Below are 19,225 nucleotides of genomic sequence, written 5' to 3'. Positions count from 1 at the left end.
GAAAATCATACCATTATGACTAGGAAAAGTGTAATGAATTGATTGTGAACATAGTGTGTGCAAACACGAAAAGAAATATTGAAACTATACGATTAGATATTTTGAAATTACATAAAATAAAAGCTCATACACGTAGAGAAAATGACTGAGACGCAGCAGTGAAGAAAGGAGGAAGCATCATGCTCGGCGGTTTTATGGAAACGCTGAAAAAAGACTGGCTCGCTTTAGTATTAATAAGTGTTCTTATATGCGGTATTACCTTAAACGTACGAGCCGAAGAGAAGAGCGGACGAAGCGGATACATCGAACCAAAGCTAGTTTTTCCTGTGATTAGTGATGTTCATATTAAGGAAACAGGAACGCTTGATTTGCGTACTTTTCAACATTCATTAACGCAATTAAATGAACAGGCACCGAAACAAGATGCCTTTGTAGTAGTAGGAGATTTGGCTGATACCGGCGCGTTAAAAGAATACGACCGCTTTTTTTCTATTTATAATCAAAATAAACAGCCGCAGGCCGTATCTCTTTTTACGATTGGTAATCATGAATACCGGGACAGCGTAACTAATCAGCAAGCGCAGCAGCGTTTTTTATCTAAAACTAAAATGAAAGCTCTTTATTTTCATCAAGTGATAAAAGGATATCATTTTATCATGCTTGGAACAGAAAGCCGTCTGACCGCCGGTGATTATTCAGTCAAACAAATTAACTGGCTTGCTGAACAGCTGAAGATAGCAAAGCGAGACGATCCTAAAAACCCGATTTTTGTCTTTATTCATCAGCCTATTAACAATACACTGTACGGGAAAAACAGATGGGGGATAGAAGTGAATGAACAGCTTCTTTACAATACGTTAAAACCTTATCCCCAAGTCATTACATTTTCTGGTCATACCCACCATCCGTTGGACGATCCTCGTACTATTTTTCAAAGAGATTTTACATCTCTTGCAACGTCTTCTGTTCGGTATATATGGCCTGGTGCTGGATATTTACAAGGTGAACTTCCTCCTGGCTACCGAGACGTGAGTCAAGGTCTTCTCGTAGAGGTTTATAATCGAAAAGTAGTCGTTAAAAGGCGGGATTTTCACGCAAATAAGTGGACGGGAGAAGCGTGGGAAATTGACATACCTGCAAATACAAAAAAATTTCACTACACGAATGAACGAGATTTAGTAAAACCGATTTTTCTTCCAAGCTCTACTATTTCTGTTATACAAGAAAAAGCTTCATCGAATCAGCTTTATATCCAGTTTACGCAAGCGGTGGATAATCTGATGGTTCATTCTTATCGCATTACCGTCAAAAATAAAGAAACTGGAGAAGTGGTCAAAACATATAATGCATTTTCTCAATATTACAGCGATCCTGTTCCAGACGTTTTAAGTCTCCCGTTATCAGGTTTGCAGCCTCATACTGCGTATCAAATAGAAGTAGCGGCAGTGGATGCGTTTGACAATCAAAGCGACCAAAAATTAATCATTGAAGGTTCTACTAAATAGCTAAAAGAACCCTGATTTTTATTGATTCTTTTAGCTTTTTTTCATCTGTTTTTAATGTTATTTTCATTAGATTTTTAAGTGGAGTTGCTACACTGAAACTGTATTTAAAGTAATAATATGTAATTTTCATGAAAGTATCAAAATCAAAAGGAGTTTGTATGAAAGGATCTTTTGTACGTTTTTTAGTAGTAGGGCTGGTCAATACAGGAGTAGGTCTCTCCATTATGTATGTGCTGCTTCATATTTTTCATCATTACTGGGCAGCAACGTTTTTGGGCAACGCAGCGGGGGCAGTCGTTAGCTACGTATTAAATCGAATATTTACGTTTAAAAGCGGAGTTCATTTATCTACAAGCATACTGCGTTTTATTTTGGTTATTGGCGTTTGCTACGGCTTGTCTTACTATATTGGACTGCAGTTCTCCAGCTGGTTATTGCACCAACTTCCTGCTGCTGTGCGTCCGTTCAAAAAAGACGTCGGTATATTAATTGGAACAGGGCTGTATACGCTTTTAAATTATACGGGTCAAAAATACTTTGTATTCAATGCAAAAAAAGAAGCAGTCGTCATACACGATTAGCTTCTAGCAATTATAAAATGGAAATAGGTGTTAACAGATGAAGAAAGAAACAGCTATGAATAAAGAAAAAACATTGCTTATTATCGCTTTCCTTTTGCTGCTTGCGTATGTATCTCCTATGTTTTTGCTCGGGGAAAATTCACATATACGCGTGCACGATAATTTAGACTCAAATATTACGTGGTATAAAGTTCTGCATCGAAGCGGAGAGCTGTTTGGCTCCAGTCATGCCGTATTACCTCAAATTATTAACGGATTGCCGAGGAATACGTTTGGAACAGAATTTAGCGGTATTCAGTGGCTGTATGGTTTATTCCCGACCATGCTTGCATACAGCCTGAGTCAAACGATCACGCGCGTATTTGCTTTAATTGGAATGTACTTATTATTAAAAAAGCATTTTATCAAAAGCAAGGATGCTTATGCGATTCGAGTGCTTGTATCGCTTGCTTTTGCACTTACTCCTTTTTGGCCTTCGGGCATGCTGAGTACATTAGGACAGCCGCTGGCGCTGTGGGCGTTTTTAACCATTCGAAACCGCGAAGGAACGTGGAAGGAATGGCTTACTCTTTTATTGCTTCCGTTTTACGCGAGCTTTGTGCTAGGGTTTTTCTTCTTTTTAGCAGCGATGGGGCTGCTATGGCTAAGAGATGCAGTAAAAAAACGATCGTGGAATATGCCTTTTTTAAGCAGTATTGCAGCGATGACCGCTGTCTTTCTGCTCATTGAATACCGGCTGGTTGATTCTCTTTTATTTCCGGAGGCCCCGACGAGTCGAAATGAATTTTTAAGCTCTACTCTAAGTTTCGGACATTCCATTCGCCTTGCTTTGAAGAACTATACGCTTGGGCATACACATGTAATGACGCTTCATACCTTTGTCATTTTACCGCTTTCTTTTATTGTACTGTGGATTGTCGCTCGCAATCAGAAAGGAAAGCTTGAAAAAACGTTTTTGCAGTTATTTGTTCTTAATCTACTACTGTCGATTTGGTATGCGTTTTGGTTTTATAAAGGATGGGAGCCGCTAAAAGAAAAATTTCAGCTTTTAAATACGTTTAACTTTGCTAGATTTCATTTTTTACGTCCGCTCATTATTTATTTGATGTTTGCAGTTGGCGGCTATGTTTTATGGAAACGGGGCAAAGCGTGGAAAAAGTTTGTGTGGGTGTGTTTGGTTTTACAGCTGCTTGTATTATTTATAGCGAATCCTGAGCTTTATTATCGCTACAATCACGAGCCGTCAGTCAAAGAATTTTATGCTGTCCATCAATTCGATGAAATCAGCAGGTATATTGGAAAACCTAAATCATCTTATCGCGTAGCAAGCATAGGGCTTCATCCATCCATTGCTCAGTATAACGGCTTTTATACGCTAGATACGTATAACAACTTCTATCCGTTAACGTATAAACATAAGTTTCGCAAAATCATTGCCAAAGAGCTTAATAAAAATAAAAAGTTAGAAAGTTACTATGATCACTGGGGCAACCGCTGCTATGTGTTTGTTAGCGAGCTAGGGAAAAAATATGATTATCGAAAAGACTCAACGAAAAAAATCCGTCATTTGCAGCTTAATATCAGCCAATTTAAAAAAATGGGCGGTCGCTATATCTTTTCAGCTGTGCCAATCGAAAATGCTGAAAGTGACGGTTTGCACTTTTTAAAAGCGTTTAACGATAAACAGTCCGCTTGGAAAGTGTATGTATATGAAGCAAAGTAAGGGGGCAATAACATGAACAGACCTATTTTAACGATTGTTGTTCCATGTTACAACGAAGAAGAAGTATTCACAGAAACATCTTTTCAATTAACTGCTGTAGTAAAAGAACTGATAAATGAACGTCTTGTATCAAGTGAAAGTACCATTTTGTTTGTAGACGATGGAAGCAAAGACAGCACGTGGTCGCTTATTGAAAAAGAAAGCTGCAGCAATTTGTTTGTAAAAGGGTTAAAGCTAGCGCGAAATGTAGGACATCAAAATGCTTTGCTCGCAGGACTAGAAGCAGCCCATAAGCAATCTGACTGCGTCATTTCCATTGACGCAGATTTGCAAGATGATATCAGTGTCATTCGTACTTTTGTGGAGAAATATTGGCTCGGGTATGAAGTCGTATATGGTGTTCGAGACAGCAGAGAAACCGATACATTTTTTAAACGAACCACGGCAGTAGGGTTTTACCGTTTTATGAATAAGCTAGGAATTCAGCTCGTTCAAAATCACGCTGATTTTCGCCTCATGAGCAAACGTGCTCTTGGCGAACTCATGAAATATAAAGAAGGAAACGTCTTTTTACGAGGCCTTGTACCATTAGTAGGATTTCGCTCCGCGGAAGTCACATATGACCGCAAAGAACGGACGGCGGGCGAATCAAAATATCCGTTAAAGAAAATGCTTGCTTTTGCATTCGACGGGATTACATCTTTTAGCGTAGCGCCGATACGCTTATTGACGCTGCTTGGAGGAGCTTCTTTTCTCTTTAGTATTGCGTTTGGTATTTATGCGCTGATTCAAAAATATTTAGATCATACGCAAATCGGCTGGACGTCTCTTATTTTATCGATTTGGCTTGTAGGCGGCCTGCAGCTAATGGGGATGGGTCTTGTCGGAGAATACATTGGCAAGATTTTTAACGAAGTGAAACAGCGTCCTAAATATGCGATTGAAAGAGATTTATATACAAAACACTCATTAGACAAACAAAAAGATTTGCTTATGCATTAATTTAAGAAGCTTCTCCTAAATGGGGAGGCCTTTTTTTGTTAAAGCGTTTATCATAATTTTTAAGTGAACAGGAAATGCTACTACTAAAATTTCTAAGGAGATCAAAATCTATGAAAAGACTATTTTATACAGTCAGCACTTTTTGTTTTGTCTGGCTTGCTTTTGCAGCCATTCATGTCAGCGCTCTTTCGATTGAGAAGCTTCCAATGAAGAAATCATCTGAACAATGGTCGGTTGAACTGACAAAAGCGAGTATGACGGGAGAGAATCAGCTAAAGTGGAAAAATAACGTCTATCATACATATGGGTTAACCGTTGAAAACATTGGAAAAGACGTAGAGCGCGTGCAGGTCCAAGCTTTTCGGCATGAGGGAAAAAATAAGGCGAAATACAGCTTGTTTTCTCCTATTGAAAGGTCTAGCTTAAGCAAAAGCGGTCAGCGTTTTCGCTATGCGAATTTTGCTGTTCCTGGAAAAGCGGCAGGTTTAGACATTATGATTAACTGGACGGACGAACAAGGTAATCATCAAGAGAATTTTGAATTTAAATAAAAGAGGCTGGGGCAAAAGTAGTTTTATTGAAGGGAAATCCGAACGATGAATCGAGATTCTTGATGGAGAATTCAATTCGTTCGGATTTTTTATGGTTATGGTGAACGTAGATTTCATGTATGTAGTGGCTTCTAGCTGTTGATTGTAGGGCAAGGCTAAGACTCCCGCGGAAAGCGAAGTCTGGCACGGAAATCGACAGCGGTGTAACAAGCGGTTCAGATCATGTATCCCATTTGTTCGTCTTTCGAGTGGATTGATGTAGTTATGTCCCAGATCTTTTTTTGCAGGAATTCATCCGTGCATGTAGAAAACGAACACGAAAGGAGAGATCCATAATGATTGCAAAAGCTACTGAAGAAGAATTACAGGAAATTCGGACGAAATCTGCTGATGCGCTGTTTGAAGGAACAATGAAGCAGTTTCATCCGTCAGCTGAACGCGTAAATGAACTAGTTGGTAGTGCCCTTGAAAAAGGCTGTTATTATTTAGTTTCAAGACAAGAAAATAAACTCGCAGGCTGGATTCTTATCGGCGCATCTACCGACTTCTTTTCAAAAGAAGAAATTGGCTTTATCTACGAATTATATGTTGTACCGGAATACCGCGGGCAAGGTTTAGCCAAGCCGTTAATGCAAAAAGCAATTGATGAATTGTCTATTAAAGGGTACCCTGAAATCAGACTCAGCGTTCATGCTGGGAATTTTGCACAGCATGTGTATCGTGAACTTGGATTTGTAGATAAACAAATATCAATGAGCTTCCAAGTGGTAAAACGTCCGTAACGTTGATGAATGTCAGCGAGTCCATAAAACATAAGATGTTATACATGCGATGAGGTTCGGTAATGAAAGTAAAAGTAAATAAGTAGCCCAAACAGCGCCTTTATCTAGTACTTCAACGGCTCCTCCACCTCTATTGTCTGAGGAGGGGGGATCTTCAAGTGCGTTCATAATCAAAGCCGCTGCTGCTAAAATAATCCCTCCAATGCTTCCCGTTGTTTTGACAATTGCAATATGGAAAGTAGATGAAAAAGCAACAGTAAGAAGCAGCAGCAAGCTTCCCAAAAAAGCAGATAACAGATATCGTTTCATGTGCTCACCATCCTTTATGAAAGCATACCATATTTTACTTCTTTTTTCTTTTTATTGAAAAGCTATTGACGTAACCTATAAAACATATTAGAATAGTCAGAAATAATTTAAAAACGGAATATTCTTATCTAGAGAGGTGGAGGGACTGGCCCTTTGAAGCCTCAGCAACCACAATTATTGAATGGTGCTAATTCCAGCATAGCCTAGCTCTGACAGATAAGAAGAGGAATCTTTTTCTATGATGAAATCCTCTTCTTAGGAAGAAACATTTCGTATAGGAAAGGTGAGGACATTGAACAATAGACAAACAGCGTTAAGCACTGATGATTATTTAGATCTATACTTATTAGCCAAAGAAATAAAAGACGAAACGTGGCAGCAGGAAATTTTAGCGGTCCTAAAAACGAGGCAAAATCGATCATTTGAAGACAAACAATCCGCACTCGTTCAAGAGATATGGGAAGATTTTAAACAGTTAAATGAAGATATTTCTTTTACGTATCGCTTGATTCAAGAAGAACCAACTAACGAACAATTTCAGGCTAAATTAAGCCGCTTGAGAGAACGGCGGATCACGCTGAGCCGTGAGTTATATTTATCTAAAAAACAGTATGTTGAACACACGCAATAAAAAGATCCGCTTGATAAACAAGCGGATCTTTTTTATTGCGTGTGAATGTTAGAAGCGCTATATTTCGGGTAGTAAATAGATAAGACAAGAAAAGGAGGGATAATCGTGGCCCAAGGTGTATTATGTGAAGTGAATGAGTGCATGTATTGGAAATCCGGAAATAAATGCAGTGCAGAGTCCATTTACGTTGTGAGTCCTGAAAGTAGTCACCATGTTTCTGAAACGGAAGAACCTGGCTGTAAAACTTTTGAACCCGCGAGATAAATGCTAGTTTTTATAAAAAAGCATAAAATGAACGATGCGCTGACGGAGTTGAGTCGGCGTTTTTCTATTTTTTAAAAATATTATTACTTAGGTGCAATAATAAATACATATTAAAAAAGCAGTGCCCATGTCTAATTGTGCGTTTAAACAAAATGATAAGATATTTTTTTGTTTTTCGACAAAATAAAAGTGAGAGAAAGGTGATAGAATACAAATATACAGCCTAGCTGTCTTTTAGCACAAACTTATATGAAAGCGCTAACAAAAAGGATGTGTTCATCTCGTTTTGACAGATTGGAAAAAGGGGAGACGTTTATGCAGGGGAAAACTCAGGGGAAAGAATTGAAACGCGGGTTAGAAGAAAGACATGTGACGCTGATGTCCTTAGGAGCAGCCATAGGGGTAGGGCTGTTTCTTGGATCTGCATCTGCTATTAAATTAGCAGGGCCAGGAATATTATTGGCGTACGGATTTAGCGGAATGATTATGTTTTTTATTATGAGAGCACTTGGAGAAATGGCGATTCAAAAACCTGTTGCAGGTTCATTCAGTAAGTACGCGCGCGACTATTTAGGGCCGCTTGCTGGTTATTTAACAGGTTGGAACTACTGGTTTTTATGGGTTGTAACATGTATGGCTGAAATTACAGCCGTTGGTATTTATATGGGGTATTGGTATCCGGATGTACCAAACTGGATTTGGGCTTTATCGGCGCTTGTCATCATGACAACGGTTAACTTCTTAGCTGTTAAGGCATATGGTGAACTGGAATTTTGGTTTGCACTTATTAAAATTTTAGCGATTGTGTTAATGATTGCCGTTGGATTATTAATGATTGTGTTTGGAATCGGCAACGGCGGCGTTGCGACTGGTATCAAAAACTTGTGGGACAATGGCGGACTGTTCCCGAACGGATTCAAAGGTATTTTGCTGTCGCTGCAAATGGTCATGTTTGCGTATTTAGGAATTGAAATGATCGGCGTTACCGCGGGAGAAGTGAAAAATCCGGAAAAATCTCTAGCAAGAGCGATTGATTCTGTCTTTTGGCGTATTCTTATTTTCTACGTCGGTGCGTTATTTGTCATTATGTCGATTTATCCGTGGCAAGAAATCGGTTCACAGGGAAGCCCTTTTGTATTAACATTTGAAAAAATCGGCATTCCAGCGGCGGCTGGTATTATTAACTTTGTCGTGCTAACAGCAGCTCTTTCTTCTTGTAACAGCGGTATTTTTAGTACAGGCCGTATGCTGTTTAACTTAGCAGAACACGGAGAAGCGCCAAAAGGATACGGCCAGCTTACAAAAGGCGGCGTACCGGGAAAAGCTGTTTTAGCATCAGCGGGTGCGCTATTAGTCGGAGTAGCGTTAAACTACATTGTACCTGCCAAAGTATTTACGTGGGTAACAAGCATTGCAACATTCGGTGCGATTTGGACATGGGGAATTATTTTGCTTTCTCAAATTAAGTATCGCAAAACGTTAAAAAAAGGTGAAGAGGCAAAGCTGAAATATAAAATGCCTTTATTTCCGTTAACATCTTATGTGTCACTTGCGTTCCTAGCGCTGGTGGTGGTTTTGATGGCATATAATCCAGATACAAGAATTGCAGTTGTCATCGGACCATTATGGTTTATCGGTCTTATTATCGCGTACTACGCAAAAGGATTTCATAAACGAAGTCAAGGTTCAGCTGCAGCTGAGCAAAAGCTAGTCAAATAAAAGAAAAGACCTCTTTCTTGGGGACTGACCCCATAGAGTGAGACAAATAAAAAAAACACCTTTAAGTAAAAAACGGGTATGTAGTACCTAACAATAACTTGGAGGTGTTTTTTCTATGGGAAGAAGAGTTAGCTATCCAGTAGAAGTGAAATTAAAAGCAATTGAAATGAGATTGGCAGGAGTACCAATTAAAGAAGTTATGGAAACTTTACAGATCCGCAACTATACACAGCTCAAAACATGGATGAGGTGGCATAGAAATGGAGAATCCTATCGCCTGGCACAGCCCGTTGGGCAAACATACACCCCTCGAAAAGGGGCTCATTCTCAAGATACTCCATCAAAGTTAGAAGCTGAAAATCGATATTTAAAACAACAGATTGAAGTCTTAAAAAAGTACAAAGAGTTGGAAAGGGAGTGGTACCAGAAGTTGTATTGAACTTAGTAGAAGAATTAAAAGAGAAACTGCCTATCTCTCAAATCTGTCAGTGTCTGGGTATTCCTCGATCAACTTATTATCGTTGGCAGAAAAATGAGCAAGGAGAAGAAACAAAGAGAAAGAAATGGATAGAAGGAAAAGTTGGTGAACAGTGCCGTAAACATAAATTTCGATATGGCTATCGAAAAATTACAGCGTTACTCAATCAAACCATGCATATCAACCATAAAACAGTGCAGCGTGTCATGCAGAAATACGGTTGGCAATGCCGAGTTAAAAGGAAGAAACGGAAACAAACAGGACAACCTTATCAGGTTGCAGAAAACGTGTTAAACCGTAATTTCCGAGCAGAGCGCCCTCTTCAAAAGCTGGTTACCGATATTACCTACTTGCCTTTTGGACCTAAACAGTTGTACCTTTCAAGTATTCAAGATTTATTTAATGGCGAAATCATTGCGTATTCAGTGAGTGATTGTCAAAACGTAGAGTTTGTTTTAGATACATTAAGTCAACTCCCTTCTTTACCTCAGGGATGTACGTTGCATAGCGACCAAGGTTCGGTTTACACATCATATGCGTATCAACGAAAAGTCAAAGAAAGAGGCATCATCATGAGTATGTCCCGCAAAGGGACACCTGCAGATAATGCCTCCATTGAATCGTTTCATTCCAGCCTAAAGTCTGAAACGTTTTACCTCGACGAGTTAACATGTACTACGACTGCCATCGTAGAACAAACTGTCGAAAGCTACATTACTTATTATAACCATATCCGTATTCAAACGAAACTAAACAACCAGTCACCGGTACAATACCGACAACTGGCTGTTTAAAAGGTGTTTTGATCCCTGTCTCGAAATCAGGGGTCAGTCCCTTGGAAAGAGGTCTTTTCTTTTATTTTATTTGTTCTTAATTTCCTATAAATAATTAGTTTAGGTAGGTTTCAATAATTGTTTCAATATCATAAGGAGTAATACCTTCATCAAGCGAATAAATAGTGTCAGCTTTTTGTTTGTCATGGACAAGTGTTCCTCTAGCTTGTGCGTGAAATGAAAAAAGATCATAAAGCGTTGGCTTCAACAGCTTTGTCATGGCTTTTCCCATAAGAGAGACAGATCCATTGTTTTGTTCAAGATTATTTTGAAATTCAACATGATGATGCAGCGAAATATCCGTCCAGATTAATTTTCGCTCTTGTAAATCAAAAATTAAAGGGATGGAGATGGTGGAATCACTAGCAAGATCTACTTTACTTTGTACAGTAGAAGGCTCGAATATTTCACCGGACTCTACGTACTGTCTCATCATCCATCCTCCAAAGCATTCGGGAAGCATAACAAAAGATTGAACGGAAAATGAATAAATGTTCATTAATACATAACGGCCGCCTTTTTTTAGAACAGTAGGGATATGCAAGTCAATAAATTCACATGCTCCCTTAGGGGCAGATGTAATATCTCCGCTGTGGAAAGCTTTGAAGCTTTTTGAAGATAAGTTTGTATAGGAAATATGCTCTTTATACAGCCAGTTTCCATCGTAAATTCCGGCAGATAAATCAATATCTACACTACCGGTGTGTTTACCATTTACAAAGCCTTCTTTCCACCAAATGAAAAAACGAAGCGTGTCGCCTTCAGGTATTGTTAATTTACTGCCGCGGCTAATCGTTTTTAACGTTTTGCTGCTTGAACGCTGTGAAAATGGTATAGTTTGTTCATGCAAACGTTCATCAACCCATACATTTCCAAGAGGTGGCAACTTGGCAAAACGGTCATGTAAAGCATCTTTGCATGCATTTATTACACCTTCACAAAGATCCTTACGAAGAGAAGGTAAGGGATTATCAAGCGCCATTACTTTGGACACATTCCCTTTCGGAAACACTACGCGCATATCTTGTTTATGATGTCGATGCTTCATATGAGAATAGAGCTGAAGTAGTACTGGCGTAGAGACATGATGAGCGACCGTTGCAAATGCTGTAATAATAGAAGCTGCTTCTTGTTCCCCAGTAGACAAGCGCAGTAAATGGTCAATTCGTCTAGCAAAGTCACCTGGACGTTTTTCTAAAAGTGAAACTGCTTTTGAGACGTCTTGTTGCTCGAGTGCTTTCTCTACTTTACTATAGAAGGTCAATGGTTTTTTATGATTTCGAACAGCATCGAATCCTTTAGCAGCGTGAGGAAATCGATGTTTGTATTCCCCAGGATGTAAAATTTCACCTAAACGAATCCACTTTAATTTATAACGAAACATATCTTCTTCTACGTTTGAAGTGCTTTCTAGCAGCTGCAACAAGCTTCGACGTTCAAAACGACTAAACTTCTTAAATAAAGTGGGTGATGAAAGGCTAATATCGCCATCAGATAAAGCGGTTGCCAAACGTAAAACGTCTGTTGCTGTTTTAAAATAAGAAGACAAGACATCAATAGGTAGTTTTTTTGTTTTAATTAAAACTGAGCTAACAAATGCAGCATTTTCTTTTTGAGGAATGACTTCTGGAAGTAGGTCTAATGCATGTAAATTGACAAGAGACCATTCGATTTCTGCTCGATCCGTTTGCGATAATGAGGTATTGGCACCAATTAATTGACGCATCATAAGGCCGAATTCTTCATCCGTTCCGAGGTCAATAATCCGCAAATCTGTAGTATCTAACAGTGGAAAAACATCTTGTTTTTCACTGTTTGGTAAAATCCCAGTCAGATAGTGAACCACGGCATTTATGTATAGTTCTGCTTCGGACGCTTGCATGACTTCGTATGGAAAGTTAGGATACATCGGTTTATATTTGACATGAGCGCCAACAAGTCTTTTTAAAGATAAGAGAAGCTGCTCATAAAAAGACATAAATTCGTAGAACGAAAGAGTGAGTAACCGATCAATTAAAGGAGCTGAAGCTGTAAATCCTAATGCCTCAATGTTTTTTAACATGGAAGCTACATAAGCAGGGGCTAATATATCTGATCCTTGCTTTATAATTACTTTAGATTGTCTTCTTAAAAAAATATCGTTTTTCATTCAAACACCACCATGTATGATTTGCACAGAAAAAGCCAGGCGCTGTGCTTCCTGACTTTGAATATATGTATAGTTAGGTTAATGGATTAAGGAAAGGGATACCTCTAAATTCTAACAGTTGGATGAGAAGGAAGAAGTATCATAGCCTTAATCTTTGAATATTGTACCATCATATTGAAAAGATGTAAAATAATAATAGTTTCGTAGGGCAGGAAGTTTTTTGTCTTTTTTACCTATCGAATTCTCCCAATTTTAAACCCATTATCAATTTGATGAAAGCCGACTTTGGGATAGTAGTTCATAGCAGAAGGAGCGGAAAGTAAAATCAGCGCGGTTTCTTCGCCGATTTCTGATTGAACGTGTTTGATTAGCTGTGTACCGATTCCTTGCTTTTGATAGTCTTTTACGACCGCTAAATCTGATAAATAGCAGCAGTAGCTAAAATCTGTCAACGCTCTGGCTATGCCAATGAGTTCGCTTTCGTTCCAAGCGGTAATAGTAAGAGAAGCATGATCAAGCATTCTTTGAATTCGATCAAGGTCTTGTACAGGACGTTTAATACCTGAATGTACAAATACTTCAGCGGCTTGTTCTGCACGGATTAAGACATTAGTTTTATAAATAATGGTCATTGTGTCATCTCCTTGGGGGATAAGATATAGTCCAGTGTATAAAGAAACTGAATGGAGAGTAAGTGTCAGAAACAGTAATTTTAATAGTATCAGTTAGAAAGGAACGAACACCATGTTAGAGTTAATGCCTTTGCTTGATAAAAGAAAAACAGATCCCTTGTACATGCAGCTTTACACTTACATAAAGAAACAAATTCAAAAAGGTACCATTCCGCCTCATGAAAAACTGCCTTCCAAACGAAAGCTAGCTCTTCATTTAAGCATTAGCCAAAATACGGTTGAAGCGGCTTATGTACAGTTAGAAGCTGAAGGCTATATCGAGATACTAGCCAGGAAAGGAGCATTTGTAAAAGAGATAAAAAATGAAGTCGTGCTTCAAGAACTGCCTCCTGTTTATGTCTCTTTACCGCAAGAAGAACCGAAATCGACTGCTATTGATTTTAGCCACGGAAAGATAGATGTGGAAAAATTTCCGTATAATACGTGGAAAAAGCTAACGGTGCAAGCTATTTATCATGGTGAAAGCCAGCTTTTTTACAGCGGACATCCGCAGGGCGAACTGCTTCTTCGCCAAGAAATTGCAGCGTACCTTTACCACTCGAGAGGAGTGCGCTGCACAGCGGAGCAAATTGTAATAGGTGCAGGTACACAGTACCTCATGTGGCTGCTTTCTGTCACCTTGGGGAAAGAAAAAATAATTGGATTCGAAAATCCAGGTTTTCACCGAACGAGGCACGTTTTTCAAGAACAAGGTATGTCGGTGCTCCCTATTTCTCTTGATGATTCTGGCTTGAAAGTGAAGGAACTGAAAGAAAGCGGAGCGAATGCGGTGTACATTACGCCGTCTCATCAATTTCCCATTGGTATGGTCATGCCGATAGCAAGAAGACTTGAACTACTAGAGTGGGCGGCAGAAACGAATGGCTATATTATAGAAGATGACTATGACGGAGAATTTCGCTACAAAGGAAAACCGATTCCGGCGCTTCAAGGATTAGATCAAGACGATCGCGTTATTTATACAGGAACGTTTTCAAAGTCGTTGATGCCTTCTCTTCGAATAAGTTATGCCGTGTTGCCACACCGCCTTCTTCCAAGCTATGTGAAGCACTGTGGACTTTTTAAACAGCCTGTTTCAAGGTTTCATCAGCATACGCTTTTTCTGTTTATGAAAGAAGGGCATTGGGAACGTCACTTGAATAAAATGAGAACAGCATACCGCAAGAAACAAGCGCTGCTGCTAGATTGCTTGACTGCTACTATGGGAGAACGTGTAGATGTTATTGGAGAATATTCTGGATTGCATATTCTTCTTAAAGTAAAAAATGGAATGAGTGAACAGAAACTAATAGAAGCAGCTGCCAAGCAAGGGGTAACGATTTATCCAACGGCTATTTATTATCATAGTGCCGATGACAACACCACGCCTTATGTATTGCTTGGATTTGCCGGACTGTCTGATGAAGAAATAAAAACAGGTGTAAACCTGCTGTTTAAAGCTTGGTTTGAACAGCAGGATTGAGAGATACGCTGGGGGGATTTCTACGAAAGTAAAGCGGAAATTATTTGGCTTATGGACAGGAGAGCTTACGGCTGCTTTAGTGTTTGCTGCGCTGTGGATAGGGTACTTAAATGAGTTTTCTCACTTAGGTTTTTACTTAACAACATTTTCTAGTGTGTATGCTTTTATCATACTTGAGTTTATCTTGTTTCAAGGAAGCTTGTACTGGTTTATGAAATGGAAGCGAGTGAGGAGAAAAGAAGATTCTCATTTGCCCTCCAGATACATTCAATTGTTTCTGCTTTTTAAAAAAATGAATAAAATTCTTCTTACGTCAGGTTTAGGTGTACTCGTGTATCACTGTGTGCAGTTAGGGATTAACGGGCTTGCTTTTTTTCTGGGCCTTTACGCGTTTGCTTGGCTTGAATATATTAACTACTACGTGATTAGGCTTTCTTATCAAAGTCCAAGTGAAATTAAGGAGTTTTTTGAGCAGAAAAGATTTAAACGGTCTATTTTAGCGGGAGAAATAGATAAGAACCAGCGCGTTTGACTACACAGACTGCGCTGGCTTTTTTGTCTGGAAATCGAGAATTTTTGAAAATTAATGGATTTGTAGGTAAAGGAAAGTTTGATAGGAAGAAGAGGCTTTTTGTAAGGCAGATACGAATGTATAAAAAAGCGGCGTCACATTCATGCGGTTGTTTCTTGACCAGTCATGGTTTGCGAAAAATGATTTTCTTAGTTCAGCTGTTAGTTCAAGCTGCACTCCGGCTTGTAACAGGTTATCGTTCACAATATTTTGCTCGCTTGTTCCCGCTATGTTAGAAGGGGCGTCACGGACGATAAAGCCGTTTCTGCCTAGCGCTTGCTTCACCAGCTCTTTATAAAGCTGATTTTTTCCGCCTACATATACGATAGGCTGGCTGCCGCTGTAGCCGTGAATCGTCAAAACGGACATACTTTGCTGAGCCATCCCTCTAGCAATCGGTTCGTCAAAGTCTTCTGAGGTTATGTGCAGAACTCCGTTGTTAGTGGACTTGATGCCTTCGAATAAATAATAAGAAGCGGAAAAGCGATCGGCTAGTTCTTTGGCGACTTCTGATGTGCCCGGTTCAATTCCTCCGCCGTGAATGGCCATAATGGATAGGTAGCTAAAGCGCTGTTCGTAGCGAATATCATAGTCTTGATGGAGAATCTCGTGCTGCTGCAGTTCTGCATAGGAAGAGTAAGAGTCACCGCTTGCATAAGAGGGAAGGGGAATCAAAAAGCAGTACATTAAACATAGCAAAGTGCTCGTACTCCATTTGAATAAACGGTTCATTAATAATCACCTCTATTTATCCTATGATAAATAGAGGTGATTATTAGTGTTTTCGCCCGATATAGAGTAAATGAGAAGACAGTCCAAGGTGATAAGAACTTGATGCTTGTTGAATAAGGAGCTGAACGATGCTGTTCATTTCTTCAGAAGAAGTTTCCTGCCAGTACGTCCACTCCTTTGAATTAACTGATGAAGCAACGTTAGAGGCAATTAGCTCAACACATTGGAATCCATGGTTCGCTAAAAAAGGAATAATATCCTCAATTTTAGTGTAATAAACGTGAGTAAATCGTCCTTCTTCGGCATGATCAAAACAGCCAGATTCATAGAAATCATGAAGCGCTTTTGCCGTGTTGTTTGGTCTTAAACTCTCCGGGGATGTTAAAGAAGAAATGACGTGCTGAACACGGGGCATAAACGAAATAAAGACAGTTCCGCCTGGCTTTGTGACTCGATACAGCTCTCGGACAGCTTGAATGCGATCTTGTTTCTTCTGCAAATGATACATTGGTCCAAGCATCAGTGCTGCATGAAATTGTTCATCCAGGCAACATTGAAGGTTCCGAGCATCTGCCACGTGAAAGTCACGAAATGCATTGTATACTTGCCGTTCTAAAGCCTTTTCCTTAGCTGTTTGAACTAAATGAGGCGTCAAATCAGTTAGAGTTAATTCGTAGCCGTTTTCTGCTAGTTTTAAGGCATATCTTCCAGGTCCAGCACCGTTATCTAAGATATGTCCGCTGGGAGGAAGGTGTTTTTTGATAAAATGCCAGTTTACTTGAAACTCAATAGGCTCGCGTTCTAATCTTCCCCACTCATCAAATCTGCTGTAATAATCGATAATTTTATCCACTTTGATTAGCCTCCACTTCAAAAATTAGTTATAGTAAATTATAACAAAAATAGAAATAGTTAATAGGTGCGTTTATGAAAAAATGAAGATGAAGGGAAAGGAGGGGGAAAAATGACCGCAGCTTTTATTAGTCGTCTAGCCCTATCAGGTCTGTTAGGAGCTTTGGTTGGATTAGAAAGAGAATTTAGAGCAAAAGAAGCGGGCTTTCGAACTCATTTTTTAGTTGCTGTCGGTAGCACGCTGATTATGCTAATTTCGAAATATGGCTTTTCAGATGTGCTTCATCAAGATCATATGGCCCTTGATCCGAGCCGGGTTGCAGCACAAGTAGTAAGCGGTATTGGTTTTTTAGGAGCAGGTATGATTATTATCCAAAAGCAGCATATTAGAGGGCTCACAACAGCCGCAGGCGTATGGGCAACGTCGGGAATTGGTTTAACCATTGGGGCGGGTATGTATACAGTCGGCATTAGTGCAACTATATTGGTGCTGATTGGCTTAGAAATATTGAACGTGATGTTTACATCTCTTTCTACTCATTCCATTTTAATTAAGTTTCGTGCAGCGAATCAAGAGGATATTTATGAGCTCCTTGATAAGATTGAAAGGGAAAATATTATGATTTCATCCTATGAAATTCACCGAGATCATCATCAAGGTGAACTGCTCTATTTTGTTGAAATAAAAGGAAAAGCAAAAAAGAAAGGGAATAAAGTAGAATTGATTAAATCAATTCATTCTATGGCTCACGTGTTATTTATTGAAATTGAATAAGCACTTATTTATTTATTTTTTGTCAAAGAGATTAAGGCATAACTAAATTAGTCTAAAGTCGAACAAATGGATAAAGGGGCCAGTATGGATCGTTTAGTACACCGCAGTTGATTTCCGTGCAAGGCTTTCCGCGAGCGGCTGGTGAACCTCCTCGTCGCTTGCGCTCCTGCGGGGTCTCACCTGTTCCGCTTTTCCCGCAGGAGTCTTCGCCTTGCCCTCCAATCAACCGCTAGAAGTACCTGCATATATAAAACCTACGTTAGGATCTTCCTTCAACTAAAATACTTTTGATCCAGTCTCTTTATTTGTTCTCTATCTTGCTTAAACCGTTTTGTCGTGTTTTAGCAGAGCAAAAAGAGGCTACTACTAAGTATAGAGAATTTTACTGGAGGTTATAAAATGAAAATTGGAGTGGTAGGTGCTACAGGAAAAGCAGGAAGTTTTATCGTGAAAGAGGCTTTAAATCGCGGGCATGACGTAACAGCAATTGTACGTGATGCGGGCAAAGTAGAAGAAAAGGATGTTCGTACATTGGAAAAAGACATCTTTGATATTACGGCAAACGATATTGAAGGTTTCGACGCAGTAGTGAATGCGTTTGGAGCTCCTGAAGGAAAAGAACATCTACATGTAGAAGCGGGGCAATCGTTAATCCATGTATTTAAACAAGCTCCGGACGTTCGTCTTCTTGTTGTAGGAGGAGCAGGCAGTTTGTTTGTCGATGAAGAGAAAACGACGCGTCTAGCAGATACGCCTGATTTTCCAAAAGAGTATAAAGCGACAGCTGACAACCAAGCTCAAAATTTAAAAGACTTAGAAAGTACAAGCGATATTAATTGGACGTTTATTAGCCCGGCAGCATTTTTTAATCCTTCAGGAAAACGAACGGATGCGTATAAAACAGGAAAAGATCATGTTATTTTAAACTCAGAAGGAAACAGCCATGTCAGCTATGCTGATTATGCTATTGCTGTCATTGATGAGATTGAGCGAGGAGAGCATGTAAACGAATGCTTTACCGTTGTATCCGACGCTAGATAAAGGAAAAGCCGCTTTATGCGGCTTTTTTTGTGCATGTTATACTATGGAAAAAGGAGTAAGGTATAGAATGGGTAATACAGCAAACGTAGCACTAACGTTTTATAGTGAAGCCTACGAGTCATCTATACATAGCTATACGCTGCCTGAAGAGCAGCTCATTTATACGGCACTTCCCGCTGAAGCTTTAGCTAAGTGTGAGCAGGAAAAGGACAGAACGCCTGTTTTGATTTTGGCAGAAAACAAACTAGCCGGCTTTTTCGTGCTCGACGCAGGGGAAGCCGTTAAAGAATATACCGAGAGCTCCGGCACGCTTTTAATACGGTCGTATTCCATTCATCCTGATTATCAAGGAAAGGGAGTTGGCAAAAAGTCATTGAAACTTCTTCCTTCTTTTATCAACCATCACTTTCCGACTAAAAATAAAGTGGTGCTAGGGGTGAACTATAAAAATACGACTGCGCAGCACCTGTACATCCGAAGCGGCTTTGTGGATACAAACCGGCATATCTTTGGAAGCCAAGGAAAGCAGTTTGTTTATCAGATGGACATAAAAAAAGCTTGAACAAGAGTTCA

Annotated in this window: 21 protein-coding genes and 1 riboswitch; of the genes, 15 read left to right on the top strand and 6 right to left on the bottom strand. The window is 39.4% G+C overall.

From position 1 onward, the window contains the following. The first annotated feature begins 179 nt into the window (after window positions 1-179). The 6 genes from Q5794_RS20405 (at window position 180) to Q5794_RS20380 (ending at window position 6,144) form a co-directional block, all read left to right on the top strand. Entirely contained in the window at window positions 180-1,505 is a 1,326-nt protein-coding gene (locus Q5794_RS20405) for a metallophosphoesterase (protein WP_214984501.1), read from the top strand. Window positions 1,506-1,663: 158 nt separating this feature from the next. Next, window positions 1,664-2,086, top strand: a complete 423-nt coding sequence (locus Q5794_RS20400; protein ID WP_057237367.1) for a GtrA family protein — start codon at window positions 1,664-1,666, stop codon at window positions 2,084-2,086. 37 nt (window positions 2,087-2,123) lie between these two features. After that, complete coding sequence (locus tag Q5794_RS20395; RefSeq protein WP_192996421.1) at window positions 2,124-3,809, top strand: DUF6044 family protein; 1,686 nt, start codon at window positions 2,124-2,126, stop codon at window positions 3,807-3,809. A gap of 12 nt (window positions 3,810-3,821) precedes the next feature. Beyond that, on the top strand, window positions 3,822-4,811 hold the full coding sequence (locus Q5794_RS20390) for a glycosyltransferase family 2 protein (protein WP_192996423.1): 990 nt from the start codon (window positions 3,822-3,824) through the stop codon (window positions 4,809-4,811). A gap of 110 nt (window positions 4,812-4,921) precedes the next feature. Then, window positions 4,922-5,362, top strand: a complete 441-nt coding sequence (locus Q5794_RS20385; RefSeq protein ID WP_192996425.1) for a hypothetical protein — start codon at window positions 4,922-4,924, stop codon at window positions 5,360-5,362. Between the two features lie 335 nt (window positions 5,363-5,697). Continuing rightward, window positions 5,698-6,144 (top strand): GNAT family N-acetyltransferase, encoded by a 447-nt coding sequence (locus Q5794_RS20380; protein ID WP_268587614.1) that lies wholly within the window; start codon window positions 5,698-5,700, stop codon window positions 6,142-6,144. Between the two features lie 12 nt (window positions 6,145-6,156). On the opposite strand, the gene Q5794_RS20375 is transcribed toward Q5794_RS20380, so the two are convergent. Beyond that, complete coding sequence (locus tag Q5794_RS20375; RefSeq protein ID WP_214984505.1) at window positions 6,157-6,453, bottom strand: hypothetical protein; 297 nt, start codon at window positions 6,451-6,453, stop codon at window positions 6,157-6,159. A gap of 121 nt (window positions 6,454-6,574) precedes the next feature. Further along, window positions 6,575-6,676: riboswitch (SAM riboswitch) on the top strand. Window positions 6,677-6,745: 69 nt separating this feature from the next. Between Q5794_RS20375 and Q5794_RS20370 the strand changes: the two genes are divergently transcribed. From Q5794_RS20370 to Q5794_RS20355, 4 genes are all read left to right on the top strand, one after another. Next, the gene (locus Q5794_RS20370) at window positions 6,746-7,084 is read left to right on the top strand and encodes a hypothetical protein (protein ID WP_374988390.1); all 339 of its coding nucleotides are present in this window, start codon (window positions 6,746-6,748) and stop codon (window positions 7,082-7,084) included. A gap of 105 nt (window positions 7,085-7,189) precedes the next feature. Then, a complete protein-coding gene (locus Q5794_RS20365; RefSeq protein WP_016765258.1) occupies window positions 7,190-7,348 on the top strand; it encodes a DUF1540 domain-containing protein in 159 nt (52 codons plus the stop codon). A gap of 315 nt (window positions 7,349-7,663) precedes the next feature. Further along, a complete protein-coding gene (alaP, locus tag Q5794_RS20360) occupies window positions 7,664-9,067 on the top strand; it encodes an alanine permease AlaP (RefSeq protein WP_164796294.1) in 1,404 nt (467 codons plus the stop codon). Between the two features lie 115 nt (window positions 9,068-9,182). After that, window positions 9,183-10,339 (top strand): IS3 family transposase gene (locus Q5794_RS20355; RefSeq protein WP_328261356.1). Its coding sequence is split into 2 segments (ribosomal slippage): window positions 9,183-9,453 and window positions 9,453-10,339, totalling 1,158 coding nucleotides; the frame shifts between segments, so codons are not numbered across the junction. 94 nt (window positions 10,340-10,433) lie between these two features. Here Q5794_RS20355 and Q5794_RS20350 read toward each other — a convergent pair. Together Q5794_RS20350 and Q5794_RS20345 are read right to left on the bottom strand one after the other, a co-directional pair. Beyond that, window positions 10,434-12,527, bottom strand: coding sequence for a cytoplasmic protein (locus Q5794_RS20350; protein ID WP_374988389.1), 2,094 nt, complete (start codon window positions 12,525-12,527; stop codon window positions 10,434-10,436). Between the two features lie 233 nt (window positions 12,528-12,760). Then, window positions 12,761-13,159 carry a GNAT family N-acetyltransferase gene (locus tag Q5794_RS20345; protein ID WP_164796292.1) on the bottom strand — a complete coding sequence of 133 codons (399 nt, stop codon included), beginning with the start codon at window positions 13,157-13,159 and terminating at the stop codon, window positions 12,761-12,763. Window positions 13,160-13,271: 112 nt separating this feature from the next. Here Q5794_RS20345 and Q5794_RS20340 point away from each other — a divergent pair, with 112 nt between their 5' ends. Both Q5794_RS20340 and Q5794_RS20335 read left to right on the top strand, forming a co-directional pair. Beyond that, window positions 13,272-14,681, top strand: coding sequence for a PLP-dependent aminotransferase family protein (locus Q5794_RS20340; protein WP_192996434.1), 1,410 nt, complete (start codon window positions 13,272-13,274; stop codon window positions 14,679-14,681). Continuing rightward, window positions 14,665-15,213, top strand: coding sequence for a hypothetical protein (locus Q5794_RS20335; RefSeq protein ID WP_251033885.1), 549 nt, complete (start codon window positions 14,665-14,667; stop codon window positions 15,211-15,213). Before Q5794_RS20340 ends, Q5794_RS20335 begins: the two co-directional genes overlap by 17 nt. A 51-nt stretch (window positions 15,214-15,264) precedes the next feature. Here the strand turns inward: Q5794_RS20335 and Q5794_RS20330 are convergent, their stop codons facing one another. Both Q5794_RS20330 and Q5794_RS20325 read right to left on the bottom strand, forming a co-directional pair. After that, a complete protein-coding gene (locus Q5794_RS20330) occupies window positions 15,265-15,984 on the bottom strand; it encodes a poly-gamma-glutamate hydrolase family protein (RefSeq protein WP_214984507.1) in 720 nt (239 codons plus the stop codon). Window positions 15,985-16,027: 43 nt separating this feature from the next. After that, a complete protein-coding gene (locus tag Q5794_RS20325; RefSeq protein ID WP_129704217.1) occupies window positions 16,028-16,837 on the bottom strand; it encodes a bifunctional 2-polyprenyl-6-hydroxyphenol methylase/3-demethylubiquinol 3-O-methyltransferase UbiG in 810 nt (269 codons plus the stop codon). Window positions 16,838-16,948: 111 nt separating this feature from the next. On the opposite strand from Q5794_RS20325, the gene Q5794_RS20320 reads away from it, so the two are divergent. Further along, the gene (locus Q5794_RS20320) at window positions 16,949-17,611 is read left to right on the top strand and encodes an MgtC/SapB family protein (RefSeq protein WP_013058646.1); all 663 of its coding nucleotides are present in this window, start codon (window positions 16,949-16,951) and stop codon (window positions 17,609-17,611) included. 52 nt (window positions 17,612-17,663) lie between these two features. Here Q5794_RS20320 and Q5794_RS20315 read toward each other — a convergent pair whose 3' ends face one another. Beyond that, a complete protein-coding gene (locus Q5794_RS20315) occupies window positions 17,664-17,837 on the bottom strand; it encodes a hypothetical protein (protein WP_165351655.1) in 174 nt (57 codons plus the stop codon). Window positions 17,838-18,010: 173 nt separating this feature from the next. On the opposite strand from Q5794_RS20315, the gene Q5794_RS20310 reads away from it, so the two are divergent. After that, window positions 18,011-18,652 (top strand): NAD(P)-dependent oxidoreductase, encoded by a 642-nt coding sequence (locus Q5794_RS20310; protein WP_374988388.1) that lies wholly within the window; start codon window positions 18,011-18,013, stop codon window positions 18,650-18,652. A 67-nt stretch (window positions 18,653-18,719) separates the two neighbouring features. Further along, window positions 18,720-19,214, top strand: a complete 495-nt coding sequence (locus Q5794_RS20305) for a GNAT family N-acetyltransferase (protein WP_374988387.1) — start codon at window positions 18,720-18,722, stop codon at window positions 19,212-19,214. Window positions 19,215-19,225: the final 11 nt, after the last annotated feature.

The sequence above is a fragment of the Priestia megaterium genome, assembly GCF_041941685.1.
Taxonomy (GTDB): domain Bacteria; phylum Bacillota; class Bacilli; order Bacillales; family Bacillaceae_H; genus Priestia; species Priestia megaterium_C.
The sequence above is the reverse complement of the archived record's forward strand: the minus strand, read 5'-3'. Positions and strand labels throughout refer to the sequence as shown.

Excerpts from the sequence above, each read along its gene's own strand:
- Q5794_RS20390 (WP_192996423.1), top strand. The coding sequence starts at position 3,822 with ATGAACAGACCTATTTTAACGATTGTTGTTCCATGTTACAACGAAGAA.
- Q5794_RS20405 (WP_214984501.1), top strand. The coding sequence starts at position 180 with ATGCTCGGCGGTTTTATGGAAACGCTGAAAAAAGACTGGCTCGCTTTA.
- Q5794_RS20320 (WP_013058646.1), top strand. The coding sequence starts at position 16,949 with ATGACCGCAGCTTTTATTAGTCGTCTAGCCCTATCAGGTCTGTTAGGA.
- Q5794_RS20305 (WP_374988387.1), top strand. The coding sequence starts at position 18,720 with ATGGGTAATACAGCAAACGTAGCACTAACGTTTTATAGTGAAGCCTAC.
- Q5794_RS20330 (WP_214984507.1), bottom strand. The coding sequence starts at position 15,984 with ATGAACCGTTTATTCAAATGGAGTACGAGCACTTTGCTATGTTTAATG.
- Q5794_RS20400 (WP_057237367.1), top strand. The coding sequence starts at position 1,664 with ATGAAAGGATCTTTTGTACGTTTTTTAGTAGTAGGGCTGGTCAATACA.
- Q5794_RS20345 (WP_164796292.1), bottom strand. The coding sequence starts at position 13,159 with ATGACCATTATTTATAAAACTAATGTCTTAATCCGTGCAGAACAAGCC.
- Q5794_RS20395 (WP_192996421.1), top strand. The coding sequence starts at position 2,124 with ATGAAGAAAGAAACAGCTATGAATAAAGAAAAAACATTGCTTATTATC.
- Q5794_RS20375 (WP_214984505.1), bottom strand. The coding sequence starts at position 6,453 with ATGAAACGATATCTGTTATCTGCTTTTTTGGGAAGCTTGCTGCTGCTT.
- Q5794_RS20340 (WP_192996434.1), top strand. The coding sequence starts at position 13,272 with ATGTTAGAGTTAATGCCTTTGCTTGATAAAAGAAAAACAGATCCCTTG.
- Q5794_RS20310 (WP_374988388.1), top strand. The coding sequence starts at position 18,011 with ATGAAAATTGGAGTGGTAGGTGCTACAGGAAAAGCAGGAAGTTTTATC.
- Q5794_RS20380 (WP_268587614.1), top strand. The coding sequence starts at position 5,698 with ATGATTGCAAAAGCTACTGAAGAAGAATTACAGGAAATTCGGACGAAA.
- alaP (WP_164796294.1), top strand. The coding sequence starts at position 7,664 with ATGCAGGGGAAAACTCAGGGGAAAGAATTGAAACGCGGGTTAGAAGAA.
- Q5794_RS20350 (WP_374988389.1), bottom strand. The coding sequence starts at position 12,527 with ATGAAAAACGATATTTTTTTAAGAAGACAATCTAAAGTAATTATAAAG.
- Q5794_RS20385 (WP_192996425.1), top strand. The coding sequence starts at position 4,922 with ATGAAAAGACTATTTTATACAGTCAGCACTTTTTGTTTTGTCTGGCTT.